The organism is Blastococcus sp. SYSU DS0619 (assembly GCF_054051035.1).
The window spans coordinates 54006-67409 of record NZ_JBJHAM010000011.1; the positions used below are offsets into that span (position 1 = coordinate 54006).

Consider the following 13404-nt stretch of genomic DNA (forward strand, 5'->3'; position numbering starts at 1 on the left):
AGCCGGAACCTTGACCGCCACGACCAGCAGCACCGCAACGGTCCAGCTGCAGAACCTCATCGACGGCCGTTGGCAGGACGGGCACGGGCAGCACCTGGTGTCCACCAACCCGTCCCGCCCCGACCAGGCGGTCGGCACCGGTGCCCTCGCGGGCACCGACGAGGTGGACCAGGCCGTCGCCGCGGCCACCCGTGCGGCTGCCTCCTGGCGGCGCACGCCGCACCACGAGCGGGCCGGCGTGCTCGCCCGGGCCGCGGCGATCGTGGAGCAGAACGCCCAGACGTGGGGTCACGAGCTGGCCGCGGAGGAGGGCAAGACCCGGCCCGAGGGCATCGGGGAGGTGCTCCGGGCGGCTCAGATTCTGCGGTTCTTCGCGGGGGAGGCCGACCGCGAGGCGGGGGAGACGTACGCGTCGCCGCGCCGCGGGGAGCGGATCCTGGTGGCCCGGCGCCCGGTCGGCGTCGTCGCCGTCATCACGCCGTTCAACTTCCCGATCGCGATCCCGGCCTGGAAGATCGCCCCCGCGCTGTCGTACGGCAACACCGTCGTCTGGAAGCCGGCCAGCCTCGTGCCGGTGCTGGCGCTCCGCCTGGCGCAGGCGCTGCACGACGCCGGGCTGCCGCCGGGGGTGCTCAACCTGGTCATCGGCGGCGGCTCGACCGGTGGGCACCTCGTCGACCATCCCGGCGTGCACGCCGTCACCTTCACGGGCTCGACCGGCGTCGGCCGGTCCATCGCGGCTGCCTGCGCGGCCCGCGGGGTGCCCATCCAGGCCGAGATGGGCGGCAAGAACGCCGCCGTCGTGCTGGACGACGCCGACCTCGATCTGGCGGTCGAGCAGGTGCTGCTGGGCGCCTTCCGGTCGACCGGCCAGAAGTGCACCGCGACCTCCCGGCTCGTCGTCACCGACGGGATCGCCGACGCCTTCGTCGACGCCTTCGCGCGCCGCGCCCGATCGCTGGTCGTCGGCGACGCGGTGGCCGAGGGGACGCAGATGGGGCCGCTGGTCAGCGCCGACGCGCGCGCCACCGTGCACTCAGGGGTCGAGGCGGCGCTGGCCCAGGGTGCGGTCCCGCTGGCCGGCGGCAGCGCGTTCCCCGGTGGCTCGCTCGCCGACGGCTGGTTCATGGCACCCACGGTGCTCGAGCTGCCGTCGACCGACCTCGAGCTGTGGCGGGAGGAGCTGTTCGGCCCGGTCGTCGGCGTCGTGCGCGCCCGCGACACCGCCGAGGCGTTCGAGCTGGCCAACGACAGCGCCTTCGGCCTGTCCGCCGCGGTCTTCACCAACGACCTGTCGCGGGCGCTGGACGCCGTCGACGAGATCGACGTCGGCATGCTGCACGTGAACTCCGAGACGGCCGGCGCCGACCCCCACGTGCCCTTCGGCGGGACGAAGCAGAGCGGTTACGGGCCCAAGGAGCAGGGGCGAGCCTCGCGCGAGTTCTTCACGCACACCACGACGGTCTACCTGCGCGGTGGTGGCCCGGCGTGACGCCGGGAGCGCTGGACTCGCTGCTCATCGCGGACTTCAGCCGGGTGCTGGCGGGTCCGTACGTCACCATGCTGCTGGGCGACCTCGGTGCCGAGGTGGTCAAGGTGGAGCACCCCTCCGGTGACGACACGCGCGCCTGGGGCCCTCCGTTCGGCCCCGACGGGACGGCCACGTATTTCGCCGGGGTCAACCGGAACAAGCGCTCCGTCTCGCTCGACCTGCGGACGCCCGAAGGAGCCTGGGCGGCCCGCGAGCTGGTCTCCCGGGCGGACGTGGTGGTGGAGAACTTCCGCACCGGGTCGATGGAGCGGCTGGGGCTGGGGCCGAAGACGCTGCTGGCGGAGCGCCCGGAACTCGTCTATTGCTCGATCACCGGGTTCGGCAGCGGCGCCGGCGCCGCGATGCCGGGCTACGACCTGCTGGTGCAGGCGGTCGGGGGCTTGATGAGCGTCACCGGCCCGCACCCCGGCGAGCCGACCAAGGTGGGCGTGGCCCTGGTCGACGTCATCACCGGGCTGCACGCCGGCGTCGGGATCCTCGCGGCGCTGCGGCACCGCGAGCGGACCGGCCAGGGTCAGCACGTCGAGGTCAACCTGCTGAGCAGCCTGCTGTCGGCACTGACCAACCAGTCGAGCGGCTACCTCGGCGCCGGCGTGGTGCCCACCATCATGGGCAACCGGCACCCGAGCATCGCCCCGTACGAGGTGTTCCCGACCGCCGACCGTCCCTTGGTCCTCGCGGTCGGCAACGACCGGCAGTTCGCCGCGCTTGCCGCCGTCCTCGGCGCGCCGGAGCTGGCGACGGACGACCGCTACGCGACGAACACGATGCGCGTGCAGCACCGCGCCGCGCTGTCCGAGGAGCTGAATGGTCTGCTGCAGCGGGCCGGGGCGGACGAGTGGTTCGACCGGCTGACCGCCGCCGGCGTGCCGGCCGGTCCCATCAACGACCTCGCCGACGCCTTCGCGCTCGCGTCCCGGCTCGGGCTGGAGCCGACCGTGACGGTCCCCGGCTCGCCGGTGCCCGGAACGGCTCACCCGGTGCGGATGTCGGCCACGCCGGCGACGTACCGGCTCCCGCCTCCCGCGCTCGGGGCCTGACGGCGTCCGGCCCGGGTCGCCCGATCCGGTCCGCTGTCGCGGAGCGCGCCGTCCCCGGCGACCTGCGGCTCTACGCTGGGTCCCGGTCGGCCGCGGGAGGTGGCCACGGCGTCCAACGGGAGGCGACATGGCGGTGACAGTCGGCCGCCTGCTCACCGACCGCCGCCTGGGGCTCACGCTGGTCGCCGGGGCGCGCGGCGCCGACCGGCCGATCACCTGGGCGCACGCCATCGAGCTGGAGGACCCCACTCCCTGGCTCGGCGGTGGCGAACTGGTGATGACGACGGGCCTGCGCCTGTCCACGGACCCCGCCGAGCAACGTGCCTACGTCCGGCGGCTGCACGCCCGGGGTGTCACCGCCCTCGCGCTGGACACCGGTACCCGCCACACCGTCGTCCCCGAGCAGCTGGTGGCCGAGGCGGACCGGCTGGACTTCCCCGTCCTGGCCGTCGCCGCGCAGGTGCCCTTCATCGCGATCGGCCGAGCCGTGGCCGAGGCGCTCGCCGCGGACGACGAGGCCGCGGCCAAGAGGGTGGTGGACCAGCAGCAGCGGCATGCCCGGGCGACGCTCGAGGGCGGCATCCCGGGCCTCGTCGACGCGCTGGCCGCCACGCTCGGCGCGGACGTGCTGGTCCTCGACGTCCGCGAGCACGTCCTGGCATCCGCCGGGCGCCGGGTGGCGCAGCGCCAGCAGGCGCTGCTCGCGCGCGCCCGGCGCTCCGGTGCCAACGGCGTGCACGTGGACACCACGGGGTGCCTGACCAGCCAGGCGCTGGGTGTGAGCACGGTGCGGCTGGGGCGGATCCTGGTCGCGACACCGGCGCCGCTCACCTCGACGCGGCGGCTGCTGGTCAGCCATGCCGTCTCGCTCATCTCGATCGAGCTGGAGAAGCCTGCCGAGTTGGTCACGGTGGAGCGCCGGCTGCAGGCGCGTCTGCTGGCGGCGCTGCTGTCCGGGGTCCTCGACGACGACCTCGGACAGCTCCGCTACTTCGGGTTCGCACCGGACGGCGAGGTCGTGGTCCTCGTGCTGATGGAGACAGGATCGGTGCTCACGGCCGAACGGGTGTTGGAGGAGGCGTTGGGGAGCGCCGGGGTGGCACACCTGAGCGCGGCCGAGGAGGACACGGTGACCGTGCTGCTCTCCGCGCAGGCGGACGCCGGGCTGCCCGAGCGCATCCAGTCGGCGCTGCGGGCGGGTCTGCGACGCAGTGTCAGCGCCGGTCTGGGCGGCCCGGTGCCGCTCGGACGAGCGGCGGTCAGCCGACGTCAGGCCGAGGCGGCCGCGCGGGTGAGCAGGACCAGCGGGCGGGGCCTGATCCGGTTCGACGAGCTCGGGACGTACGACGTCCTGCTGGGCGGGCAGAGCCAGGAGGCGCTCAGCGCCGTCGCCGCGGCGGCGCTCCGGCCGCTCGACGAGTACGACGCCGCGCGCGGCGGCGATCTCGTGGCCACGCTCGAGACGTTCCTGGCGCACAACGGCCAGTGGGAGACCGCGGCGGTGGCACTGGGCGTCCACCGGCACACCGTCCGGAACCGCATCAGCAGGGCGGAGTCGCTGCTGGGTAAGGATCTCGAGTCCGCCCACGTGCGAGCGGAGCTGTGGTTGGCCGTGAAGGCCCGGGAGCTGTCCCGGCTGCGCTCGTGACGGGTTGCCCCGGTGGACCGCTACGACCAGGCGGAAGGGGGCCCTTGCTGATCAGCTCGGCCGTCGCGCTTGTCCTGGTCGGCCTGGGTGTCGTGCTACTCGTGGCGAGGGGGCATTGACCGGGAGGTGGTGGTGAGACTGTCGCCTCACACGGTCAAGACCCACCTGCGGAACGCCTTCACCAAGCTGGGGTGCGGTACCGGGCGAGCCGGCCGGCCCCCGCCGCGGCGGAGGCCGGCCGGCAGCCCGGCGCCGGGTCAGGCGGCTGCCGGGGCAGCAGGACGGGCGCGGGCGGCCAGCAGGCAGCCGAGCGCAGCCAGCAGGAGCAGGGCGACGTTGACCAGCAGCGCGGTGTGCAGGGCCGAGGACTGGGAGGCCCCGGCACCCAGCCGGTCGGCGATCACCACGCCGAGCACGGCCGGGCCCAGCGCACCGCCGTACTGCCGGAGGGCGGTGTTGCCGGCCGCGGCCATCCCGGCCAGCTGCCACGGCACCGAGTTGATCGCCACCACCGACAGCGGGGCGAGCATCAGCGACATCGAGGCGCCGAAGACCGCGAGCCGCCAGGCGAGGTCGGCGAAGCCCGTGGTCTCGTCGACGCCGGTCAGCAGGAGGACGCCGACGGCGGAGAGGAGCAGGCCGCTGGTCAGCAGCCGGATCGGCGGGACGTGGCCGGCGAGTCTGCCGAGGACCTGGTTGACCACGACGGAGACACCCGAGACGAACAACAGCCGGACGCCGATCTCCAGCGGGGAGAGCTGCTGCACGTAGCCGAGGAAGAGGCTCAGCAGGAACATCGTGCCCACGACGCAGAAGAGGATGATCACCGCGGCGAAGCCGGCGGCGCTGAACGCGGGGGACCGGAACAGCGTGAGGTCCATCAGCGGGGAGCTCGACCGCCGCTCGGCGACGACGAAGGCCACGAGGGCGGCGGCGCCGACGGCGAGCCCGACGAGGGCCTGCGGGCTGTCCCAGCCGGCCTCGCCGCCCTCGATGACGCCGTAGATGGAGGCGGCGATGGCGATCGTCGCGGTGATCTGCCCGGCCCAGTCGAGGTGCCGACCGGCGGGCGTCTTGGACTCGGGAAGGTGGCGCAGCGCGGTGACGGCGGCGGCGAGCGCGAGCAGGGCGATCGGCGCGAACACCCAGCCCCAGTCGGCGAACTCGAGGATGCCCCCGGAGATCAGCGGACCGACCGCCAGGCCGGCGACCATGCCGGTGGCCCACATGCCCACGTACCGGCCGCGGGCGCGGAAGTCGGGCACGGCGTGCGCGATGAGCGCAAGCGTGGTGGGCAGCAGCAGCCCCGCGCCGAGACCGGAGACCGCCTGGCCGGCCCACAGCACGTGCACCGACGCCGGCATCGAGGGGAACTACTCCCGGACGTTCGTCCACGGGTTCGACGACGAGCTCGGGCGGCACGGTCACGTCCTGCTCGTGCGCCACGGGCACTCCTCACCGGAAGCCGCCCAGCAGGTGCTCGACACCCTCAATCCCCGCGCGGTCCTGCGCTTCGCCGAGGGGTACCTGACCGGGCACGATCTGGACGACGGCGGATGGCAGAGCGGGATGGCCGCCAACGTGGCGCTGCAGGTCGGATACCTCCTCGACCGCGGTCACCAGCGTCTGGCCATGGCGCTGCCGGCCGGGGGCGCGCTCCTGGCGGAGGTGCGGCTGCGGTTCGCCCGGGAGGTGGCGGAGTCGCGGGGCGGTGCTCCGCTGGAGGTTCTCGCGGTCCCGTCACGGCGGGAGGCCGTCGCACCGGCGATCGAGGAGTTCCTGGCCGTGCACGGTGCGGTCTCGGCGATCGCCGCCTTCGACGACGACGTGGCCGCCCGGACGCTCGTCGGCCTGCGGGACCTGGGGCTCGCCGTCCCCGGCGACGTGGCGGTCATCGGCTTCGACGACGCTCCGCACGGCGCCTTCACCACCCCCGCGCTGACCACCGTGCGGGTCGACGCCGAGACGCACGGGCGGGTCGCCGCGCGGAACGCGCTGGGCCTCGACCGGACCGGGCTCGCGCCCCGGCCCGGACACGTCGTCGTCCGGGAGTCGGCCTGAGCGGCCCAGCCGGACCCGGCCCGAGCGGCCCAGTCGGTCCCGGCCCCCGGGTGCTCAGACCGCGAGGGTGAAGCCGCAGACGCCGCAGACCTCGAGCTGCCGGCGCTTCCAGCGGGCGACCGGCACGAAGAACAACGAGAACTGCTTGAACTGCCGGACCCGCGCCCACTGGGTGGTGTTCCGGCAGTTCGGGCAGGTGCGGGTCTCGCCGGGGCCGACGTGCTTCTGCTTGGTGCCGAAGCCGAAGAGGAGGAACATCACGTCAGCCTAGGGAGCGGGGCGGACCGCCGCGCGGCGTCGCGGAGGGCGTGCAGCAGGCGCACCAGCGGGGCCGGGTGCAGGTGCGGGACAGGGCACGCGGGATGCTGACCGGGCCGGACCGCGGCCCGCGGCGCGGCCCCATCGAGGCGTTGGAGGACCCGTGACCACCGAGCAGCTCGCCGGACCGCCGGACCGGATCCTGGCGGACGCCACCCGGATCACCGATCTGCTGATCGACGTGCAGACCCGGGTGAACGGGCAGATCGAGGCCGCGCTGGCCGCGTTGCTGCCGGACGTGCGGCAACGGCTGGGCGTCACGGGGGGCCCCTCCGCAGATCTCGCCGGGCTGGTGAACGCACGGATCACCGGCCTCAGCGTCGTGGTCACCCCGGCCGCCGTCGCCTCCGTCGTCCCGCTGTCCGAGGCGTCGGTCGCCACGACCCGGGCCGCGCGCCGGTCCACGACCGCCATCCTCGACGGCACCGACGACCGGGTGGTCGTGATCGCCGGCCCGTGCTCCATCCACGACCCGGCCGCCGCCCTCGAGTACGCCGCCTTCCTCGCCCGCATGCGGGAGCGGCACGGGGCGGACCTCGAGATCCTCATGCGCACCTACACCGAGAAGCCGCGGACCGAGGTGGACTGGAAGGGATTCGCCTACGACCCGTACCTCGACGGCTCCAGCCGGATCAGCGTCGGGCTGGTCGCCACCCGCATGCTGATGTGCCGGATCACCGAGCTCGGCGTGCCGGTCGCCGCGGAGCCGCTCAACGCGCTCACGCCCCAGTACGTCGACGGGCTGGTCACCTACAACGGCGTGGGCGCCCGGAACGTCACCGACCAGACCGCACGGGAGCGGGTGTCGGGCTTCTCGTCCGTCGTCGGGTTCAAGAACTCCCCCGAGGGGAGCATCGACGTCGCCATCCAGGCGATCATGGCCGCCCGCGCGCCGCACCAGTTCCTCGGCGTCGACGCCCACGGCGTGAGCGCCCAGCTGTCGACGACGGGCAACGCCACCGGCCACGTCATCCTGCGCGGGGACAAGTCGGGCCCCAACTACTCGGCGGCGCACATCGCCGTCACGAAGCAGAAGCTGGCCGCCCGCGGACTGCCCGAGGTGGTCGTGGTCGACGCCTCGCACGGCAACAGCCAGAAGGACCACCGGCGCCAGCTCGAGGTCGTGCGCGACCTCGCGGCGCAGATCGCCGGCGGGGAGGCGGCCGTCCGCGGCGTGATGGTCGAGAGCAACCTCGTCGCCGGTCGGCAGGACCTCGACCAGCACCACCCCGAGCGGCTGACCTACGGCTGCAGCGTCACCGACGCGTGCGTCGACCTCGACACCACCGAGGTGATGCTGGCCGAGCTCGCGGCCGCGGCGAGGGCGCGGCGGGACGTCGACCGGCACAGCTGACCGGTCCGGGTCCGCGACTGCTCAGGCGTCGTAGTCGACGGTCACCGCGTCGGAGAGTGGCAGGGTCTGGCAGGTGAGCACGTAGCCCGCCTCGACCTCTGCATCCTCCAGCGCGTAGTTGCGGCGCATCTCCACCTCGCCGTCGGTCACGCGCGCCCGGCAGGTGCCGCAGACGCCGCCCTTGCAGGCGAACGGCAGGTCACCGCGGACCCGCTGCGCGGAGTCGAGCACGGGCACGTCACGGGGGAGGGCCAGCGTGGTGGTCCGCCCGTCGAGGACGACGGTCACCTGCGAGCTGGGGCCCTCGACAGTCTCCTCGTCACCGCGCACCGGCTCGGGCGGCACGTCGTCGACGTAGAAGAGCTCCTGGTGCACGCGCTCGCGGGGCACGCCGAGCTCCGCCAGCAGCGCGCGGGCGTCGCCGACCATCCCGTGCGGCCCGCACAGCCACCAGTGGTCCACCCGCGGCGCGTCGACGAGGTTGTCGACCAGCGTGCGGAGGCGGGCGGCGTCGAGCCGGCCGCTGGTCAGCTCGGCGTCGCGGGGTTCGCGGGAGAGGACGTGCACCAGTTGCAGCCGGGGGCCGTGGCGGTCCTTCAGATCGGCCAGCTCGTCGGCGAACATCACCGTGTTGGTCCGTCGGTTGCCGTAGAAGACGGTGACGGTGGAGCGACCGTCCCCCAGGACCGTGCCGGCCAGCGAGAGCGCCGGGGTGATGCCGGAGCCGGCGACGACGAACACGTGGTCGCCCGGCACGGACAGGTCCGCGGTGAAGGTGCCGGCCGGGGGTAGGACCTCGATCGTGTCGCCGGGCCGCACCTCGTGCACCAGGTACGAGGAGAAGAACCCGCCGGGGACCTCGCGGACACCCACGCGGGGTGGGGCGCCCATCGGCGCGCAGATGGAGTAGGAGCGGCGCTCGTCGCGGTCGCCGTCCACCCGCCGCAGGGTGAGGGCCTGACCGGGCCGGAATCGGTAGTCCTCGGTCAGGTGGTCGGGCACGTCGAAGGTGACGGCGACGGCGTCGTCGGTCAGCCGCTCGACCTGGGCCACGGTCAACGGGTGGAACCGCGGCCGGCGGCGGGGAGGGGGCGCGGTCTCTGCGCTGGGCACGGCTCAGATCTCCTTGACGTGCTCGAACGGCTCGCCGCAGGCGCGGCAGCGGCGGAGCGCCTTGCAGGCGGTGGCGCTGAACTCGCTCAGCTCGACGGTGTCGGCCGAACCGCAGAGCGGGCAGGCGGCGGTGCGCCGGGTCGGGCCCAGGTCGAGCGGCACCGGCCCGGCCGTGCGCGCCGGTGCCGGGCCGGGCGGGGCGATGCCGCCCGCGGCGAGCTTGCGGCGGCCCTCGGCGCTGATCCAGTCGGTGCTCCACGCGGGGGCGAGGACCGTGCGGACGTCGACGTCCGGGAACCCTGCCCGGTGGAGCGCGTGCACGAGGTCGGCGCGCATGACGCCCATCGCCGGGCACCCGCTGTAGGTGGGCGTGATCTCGACGACCACCGTGCCGTCGTCCTCCGTGCGGACGTCGCGCAGGACGCCCAGGTCGGCGAGGGTGACCATGGGCAGCTCGGGGTCGGTGACCGACTCCGCCACGCGGCGCGGGTCCTCGGTGGTCGTCGGCGTCGTCACCACGTCGCCGCCGGGTGCTTGCGGGCGAGCCCCTGGAGCTCGGCGAGCAGCACCGCCAGCTCCGCCCCGTGCCGCCCGAGACGGCCCTGCGGCGCGGTCTCCGCCGGCCACGCCGGGACTAGGAGCGTCGCCCGGTCGAGGACCTGGGTGAGCACGCCGACCACCTCCTCACGGGTGTCGGCCGGGTCGACCGCGACGCCGGCGGCGGCGAGCCGCTGCTCGACCTCGGTCGCGGTGAGGACGTCGGCCAGCAGCGGCCAGACGGCGTCGGCACCGGCCTGCGCCCGGCGGGCGGACTCCGCGGTGCCGTCGCCGAGGCGCAGCACCCAGCGGGCGGCGTGGTCCCGGTGGTAGGCCAGCTCGTGCACCCCCTTGGCGGCGATGGCGGCCAGCACCGGGTCGCGGGAGGAGCGGAGCCGCGCGACGAGGGCCAGCCGGGTCGTCGACGCCACCAGCAGCCGCACCATCGTCTGCCCGAAGTCCCCGTTGGGCGCGGCGACCAGACCGGTGCAGCGGAACTCGTCGGGGTCCCGGAAGTAGGCGAGCGCGTCCTCGTCGGGGATGGACGGCGTCGCCTTCTCCCGCGAGCGGCCGAGGACGCCGACGGAGCCCGCGCGGGCGAGCAGCAGCCTCGCCTGGCCGATCAGGTCCAGGGCGATGTTGGCGACCGCCACCTCCTCCTCCAGCTCGGGGGCGGCGGTGACCCACTCGGTGAGCCGCTGGGCGAGGACGAGGGCGTCGTCGCCCAGCATCAGGCAGTAGGCGCCCAGGTCGGCCGGGTCGACGCCGTCGGGCACGGTGGTGTCCACCCCGGCCAGCGGCTCGTCGAAGCCGGTGCCGAAGGCCCACTGGCCCTCGCCGCCGTGCGCGGAGTCGAGCGCGTCGTAGACCGTCTTCTCATGCCCCATGCCGGCGCCTCCTTCCGTCGTCTCACATGTGCGGGACGTTCTCGGGGATCTCGTAGAAGGTCGGGTGCCGGTAGACCTTGTCGCCGCTGGGGACGAACATCGGGTCCTTCTCGTCGGGGCTGGAGGCGGTGATGTCGGCCGCCCGGACCACCCAGATGCTCACGCCCTCGTTGCGCCGCGTGTAGAGGTCGCGGGCGGCGTGCACCGCCATCTCGTCGTCCGGCGCGTGCAGCGAGCCCACGTGCACGTGGTTGAGGCCGCGCTTGCCGCGCACGAACACCTCGTAGAGCGGCCAGTCCCGCCGGCTGACGGCCGGCTGGTCGTCCACGGGGACCTGCGGCCCGGTCGGGACGGCGCCGTGCCCGCCCTCCGCGGTGACGTCGCTCATGACGCGTGCTTGTCGGTGTTCATGGCACGCGTCGCCTTCGCGGCGTACGCAGTGGCGGCTTCGGTCACCCAGGCGTTGTCGTCGCGGGCGGCCCGGCGGCGGGCGATCCGTTCGTCGTTGCACGGGCCGCCGCCGGCCAGCACCTGCTTGAACTCCGACCAGTCGATGGCGCCGAACCGGTAGCGGCCGGTCTCCGGGTCCGGGGCGAGCTCCGGGTCGGGCAGGGTCACGCCGAGGACCTGCGCCTGGGGCACGGTCATGTCGACGAAGCGCTGCCGCAGCTCGTCGTTGCTGTGCCGCTTGATGCCCCAGGCCATCGACTGCGCCGAGTTGGGGCTGTCGGCGTCGGGCGGGCCGAACATCATGAGCGAGGGCCACCACCACCGATCGACGGCGTCCTGCACCATCGCCCGCTGCTCGTCGGTGCCGCGCATCATGGTCATCAGCAGCTCGTAGCCCTGCCGCTGGTGGAAGGACTCCTCCTTGCAGACGCGGATCATCGCCCGGGCGTAGGGCCCGTAGCTCGACCGGCACAGCGGCACCTGGTTGCAGATGGCGGCGCCGTCGACGAGCCAGCCGATCACGCCGACGTCGGCGTAGGTGAGCGTCGGGTAGTTGAAGATCGAGCTGTACTTCTGCTTGCGCTCGATGAGCTTGTCGGTGAGATCGGCCCGGTCGGCACCGAGCGTCTCGGCGGCCGAGTAGAGGTAGAGCCCGTGCCCGGCCTCGTCCTGCACCTTGGCCAGCAGGATCGCCTTGCGCCGCAGGCTGGGGGCGGCGAGCAGCCAGTCGCCCTCGGGCTGCATCCCGATGATCTCCGAGTGCGCGTGCTGCGCGATCTGCCGGACGAGGGTCTTCCGGTAGCCCTCGGGCATCCAGTCGCGTGGCTCGATGCGCCGGTCGGCGGCGATGGTGGCGTCGAACTGCCGCTGCAGCGCGGCCTCGTCGGGGCTCTCGGCCGCGGGTCGGTCCAGCGTGGGCGCGGACATCGGATCTCCTCGAGCTGTTTACTGACCGTCCGGTCAGGAATAGTGTGACCCACACCACGGGCATCCACAAGCGGCCGCCGGTGGCCGGAGCAGCCGAGCGACGAGGACGGCACCGATGACGACGACCGCACGACGACGGCTCGGCGAGGCCCCGGAGCCCGCGACCCTCGACCCCGCGGAGCGCCTGGGCCGCGACGAGCTCCGTGCCCTCCAGCTGGAGCGGCTGCAGTGGACGCTGCGGCACGCCTACGCGAACGTGCCGCACTACCGGCGGGCGTTCGACGACGCCGGCGTGCACCCCGACGACTGCCGCGAGCTCGCCGACCTCGCCCGGTTCCCGACGACCAGCAAGGCCGATCTGCGCGAGAACTACCCGTTCGGCATGTTCGCCGTCCCGCGCGACCGGGTCCGCCGCGTGCACGCCTCGTCCGGCACCACCGGCCGGCCCACCGTCGTCGGCTACACCGAGCGCGACCTCGACACCTGGGCCACCGTGATGGCACGGTCGATCCGCGCGGCGGGCGGGCGTCCCGGCGACACGCTGCACAACTCCTACGGCTACGGACTCTTCACCGGCGGGCTCGGCGCCCACGACGGGGCGGAGAAGCTCGGCTGCACCGTCGTCCCGGTCTCCGGTGGGATGACGCCGCGGCAGGTCCAGCTGATCCAGGACTTCGAGCCGCGGGTGATCATGGTGACGCCGTCCTACATGCTCACCGTGATCGACGAGTTCGAGAAGCGGGGCCTCGACCCCCGGGCGTCGTCGCTGCGGATCGGGATCTTCGGGGCCGAGCCCTGGACCGAGCAGATGCGCCAGGAGATGGAGCAGCGCCTCGACATCGAGGCCGTCGACATCTACGGGCTCTCCGAGGTGATGGGCCCCGGCGTCGCCCAGGAGTGCGGGGAGACCAAGGACGGCCTGCACGTGTGGGAGGACCACTTCTACCCGGAGGTCATCGACCCGTTCACCGAGGAGGTGCTGCCCGAGGGCGAGCGGGGGGAACTGGTCTTCACGTCGCTGACCAAGGAGGCCATGCCGGTGATCCGCTACCGGACGCGCGACCTCACCCGGCTGCTGCCCGGCACCGCCCGCCCGGGGATGCGGCGGATCGAGAAGATCACCGGACGCACCGACGACATGATCATCCTGCGCGGGGTGAACCTCTTCCCGACGCAGATCGAGGAGGTCGTGCTGCGCACCCCCGGGCTGTCCCCGCACTTCGCCCTCGAACTGACCACCCGTGGCCGCATGGACCACCTGACGGTGCGGATCGAGGCGCGGCCCGACTGCCCCGCCGGGCGACGCGACGGCGCCGCCGTCGAGGTGGCGCAGGGCGTGAAGGACACCGTCGGGACGACCGTGGACGTGCTGGTGGTGGACCCGGACACGCTGCCGCGCTCGGTGGGCAAGCTGCAGCGGATGACCGACAACCGTGAGCGGACAGGGACGTGAGCATCGCAGCGAGGCGGCCGGTGACAGGGAGGGAGCATCGCAGCGAGGAACGAGCGAGGAGCGG

General features: G+C 73.8%; 13 protein-coding genes. 6 read left to right on the plus strand and 7 right to left on the minus strand.

The window, feature by feature from the left end:
• Positions 1 to 10 precede the first annotated feature (10 nt).
• The 3 genes from ACI79T_RS13570 to ACI79T_RS13580 all read left to right on the plus strand — a co-directional run bounded on the left by ACI79T_RS13570 (position 11) and on the right by ACI79T_RS13580 (position 4240).
• Positions 11 to 1492, plus strand: coding sequence for an aldehyde dehydrogenase family protein (locus ACI79T_RS13570; protein WP_456610595.1), 1482 nt, complete (start codon positions 11 to 13; stop codon positions 1490 to 1492).
• On the plus strand, positions 1489 to 2592 hold the full coding sequence (locus ACI79T_RS13575) for a CaiB/BaiF CoA transferase family protein (RefSeq protein WP_456610596.1): 1104 nt from the start codon (positions 1489 to 1491) through the stop codon (positions 2590 to 2592). Before ACI79T_RS13570 ends, ACI79T_RS13575 begins: the two co-directional genes overlap by 4 nt.
• A 127-nt stretch (positions 2593 to 2719) precedes the next feature.
• On the plus strand, positions 2720 to 4240 hold the full coding sequence (locus ACI79T_RS13580; protein ID WP_456610597.1) for a PucR family transcriptional regulator: 1521 nt from the start codon (positions 2720 to 2722) through the stop codon (positions 4238 to 4240).
• A gap of 257 nt (positions 4241 to 4497) precedes the next feature.
• Here the strand turns inward: ACI79T_RS13580 and ACI79T_RS13585 are convergent, their stop codons facing one another.
• Positions 4498 to 5604 (minus strand): MFS transporter, encoded by a 1107-nt coding sequence (locus tag ACI79T_RS13585; RefSeq protein ID WP_456610598.1) that lies wholly within the window; start codon positions 5602 to 5604, stop codon positions 4498 to 4500.
• Between ACI79T_RS13585 and ACI79T_RS13590 the strand changes: the two genes are divergently transcribed.
• The gene (locus tag ACI79T_RS13590; protein ID WP_456610599.1) at positions 5516 to 6301 is read left to right on the plus strand and encodes a substrate-binding domain-containing protein; all 786 of its coding nucleotides are present in this window, start codon (positions 5516 to 5518) and stop codon (positions 6299 to 6301) included. The genes ACI79T_RS13585 and ACI79T_RS13590 overlap by 89 nt on opposite strands.
• 54 nt (positions 6302 to 6355) lie before the next feature.
• Here ACI79T_RS13590 and ACI79T_RS13595 read toward each other — a convergent pair whose 3' ends face one another.
• Positions 6356 to 6559, minus strand: coding sequence for a zinc-ribbon domain-containing protein (locus ACI79T_RS13595; RefSeq protein ID WP_456610600.1), 204 nt, complete (start codon positions 6557 to 6559; stop codon positions 6356 to 6358).
• Positions 6560 to 6722: 163 nt separating this feature from the next.
• Here ACI79T_RS13595 and ACI79T_RS13600 point away from each other — a divergent pair, with 163 nt between their 5' ends.
• Positions 6723 to 7973 carry a 3-deoxy-7-phosphoheptulonate synthase gene (locus ACI79T_RS13600; RefSeq protein ID WP_456610601.1) on the plus strand — a complete coding sequence of 417 codons (1251 nt, stop codon included), beginning with the start codon at positions 6723 to 6725 and terminating at the stop codon, positions 7971 to 7973.
• A 21-nt stretch (positions 7974 to 7994) separates the two neighbouring features.
• Here the strand turns inward: ACI79T_RS13600 and paaE are convergent, their stop codons facing one another.
• From paaE to paaA, 5 genes are read right to left on the minus strand one after another with little or no spacing between them, the layout of a single operon-like run.
• Positions 7995 to 9086, minus strand: a complete 1092-nt coding sequence (gene paaE / locus ACI79T_RS13605) for a 1,2-phenylacetyl-CoA epoxidase subunit PaaE (protein ID WP_456610602.1) — start codon at positions 9084 to 9086, stop codon at positions 7995 to 7997.
• A 3-nt stretch (positions 9087 to 9089) separates the two neighbouring features.
• Positions 9090 to 9602, minus strand: coding sequence for a 1,2-phenylacetyl-CoA epoxidase subunit PaaD (gene paaD / locus ACI79T_RS13610; protein WP_456610603.1), 513 nt, complete (start codon positions 9600 to 9602; stop codon positions 9090 to 9092).
• The gene (gene paaC / locus ACI79T_RS13615; protein WP_456610604.1) at positions 9599 to 10510 is read right to left on the minus strand and encodes a 1,2-phenylacetyl-CoA epoxidase subunit PaaC; all 912 of its coding nucleotides are present in this window, start codon (positions 10508 to 10510) and stop codon (positions 9599 to 9601) included. Before paaC ends, paaD begins: the two co-directional genes overlap by 4 nt.
• A 22-nt stretch (positions 10511 to 10532) precedes the next feature.
• Entirely contained in the window at positions 10533 to 10898 is a 366-nt protein-coding gene (gene paaB, locus ACI79T_RS13620) for a 1,2-phenylacetyl-CoA epoxidase subunit PaaB (RefSeq protein ID WP_456610605.1), read from the minus strand.
• Positions 10895 to 11887 (minus strand): 1,2-phenylacetyl-CoA epoxidase subunit PaaA, encoded by a 993-nt coding sequence (gene paaA / locus ACI79T_RS13625; protein WP_456610606.1) that lies wholly within the window; start codon positions 11885 to 11887, stop codon positions 10895 to 10897. The genes paaB and paaA overlap by 4 nt, the downstream gene beginning before the upstream one ends.
• A 115-nt stretch (positions 11888 to 12002) precedes the next feature.
• Here paaA and paaK point away from each other — a divergent pair, with 115 nt between their 5' ends.
• Positions 12003 to 13340 (plus strand): phenylacetate--CoA ligase PaaK, encoded by a 1338-nt coding sequence (gene paaK / locus ACI79T_RS13630; RefSeq protein WP_456610607.1) that lies wholly within the window; start codon positions 12003 to 12005, stop codon positions 13338 to 13340.
• Positions 13341 to 13404 lie beyond the last annotated feature (64 nt).

Coding starts and splice junctions, on each gene's coding strand:
- ACI79T_RS13580 (WP_456610597.1), top strand. CDS start 2,720: ATGGCGGTGACAGTCGGCCGCCTGCTCACCGACCGCCGCCTGGGGCTC.
- ACI79T_RS13590 (WP_456610599.1), top strand. CDS start 5,516: ATGAGCGCAAGCGTGGTGGGCAGCAGCAGCCCCGCGCCGAGACCGGAG.
- ACI79T_RS13585 (WP_456610598.1), bottom strand. CDS start 5,604: ATGCCGGCGTCGGTGCACGTGCTGTGGGCCGGCCAGGCGGTCTCCGGT.
- ACI79T_RS13595 (WP_456610600.1), bottom strand. CDS start 6,559: ATGTTCCTCCTCTTCGGCTTCGGCACCAAGCAGAAGCACGTCGGCCCC.
- paaC (WP_456610604.1), bottom strand. CDS start 10,510: ATGGGGCATGAGAAGACGGTCTACGACGCGCTCGACTCCGCGCACGGC.
- paaB (WP_456610605.1), bottom strand. CDS start 10,898: ATGAGCGACGTCACCGCGGAGGGCGGGCACGGCGCCGTCCCGACCGGG.
- paaA (WP_456610606.1), bottom strand. CDS start 11,887: ATGTCCGCGCCCACGCTGGACCGACCCGCGGCCGAGAGCCCCGACGAG.
- paaK (WP_456610607.1), top strand. CDS start 12,003: ATGACGACGACCGCACGACGACGGCTCGGCGAGGCCCCGGAGCCCGCG.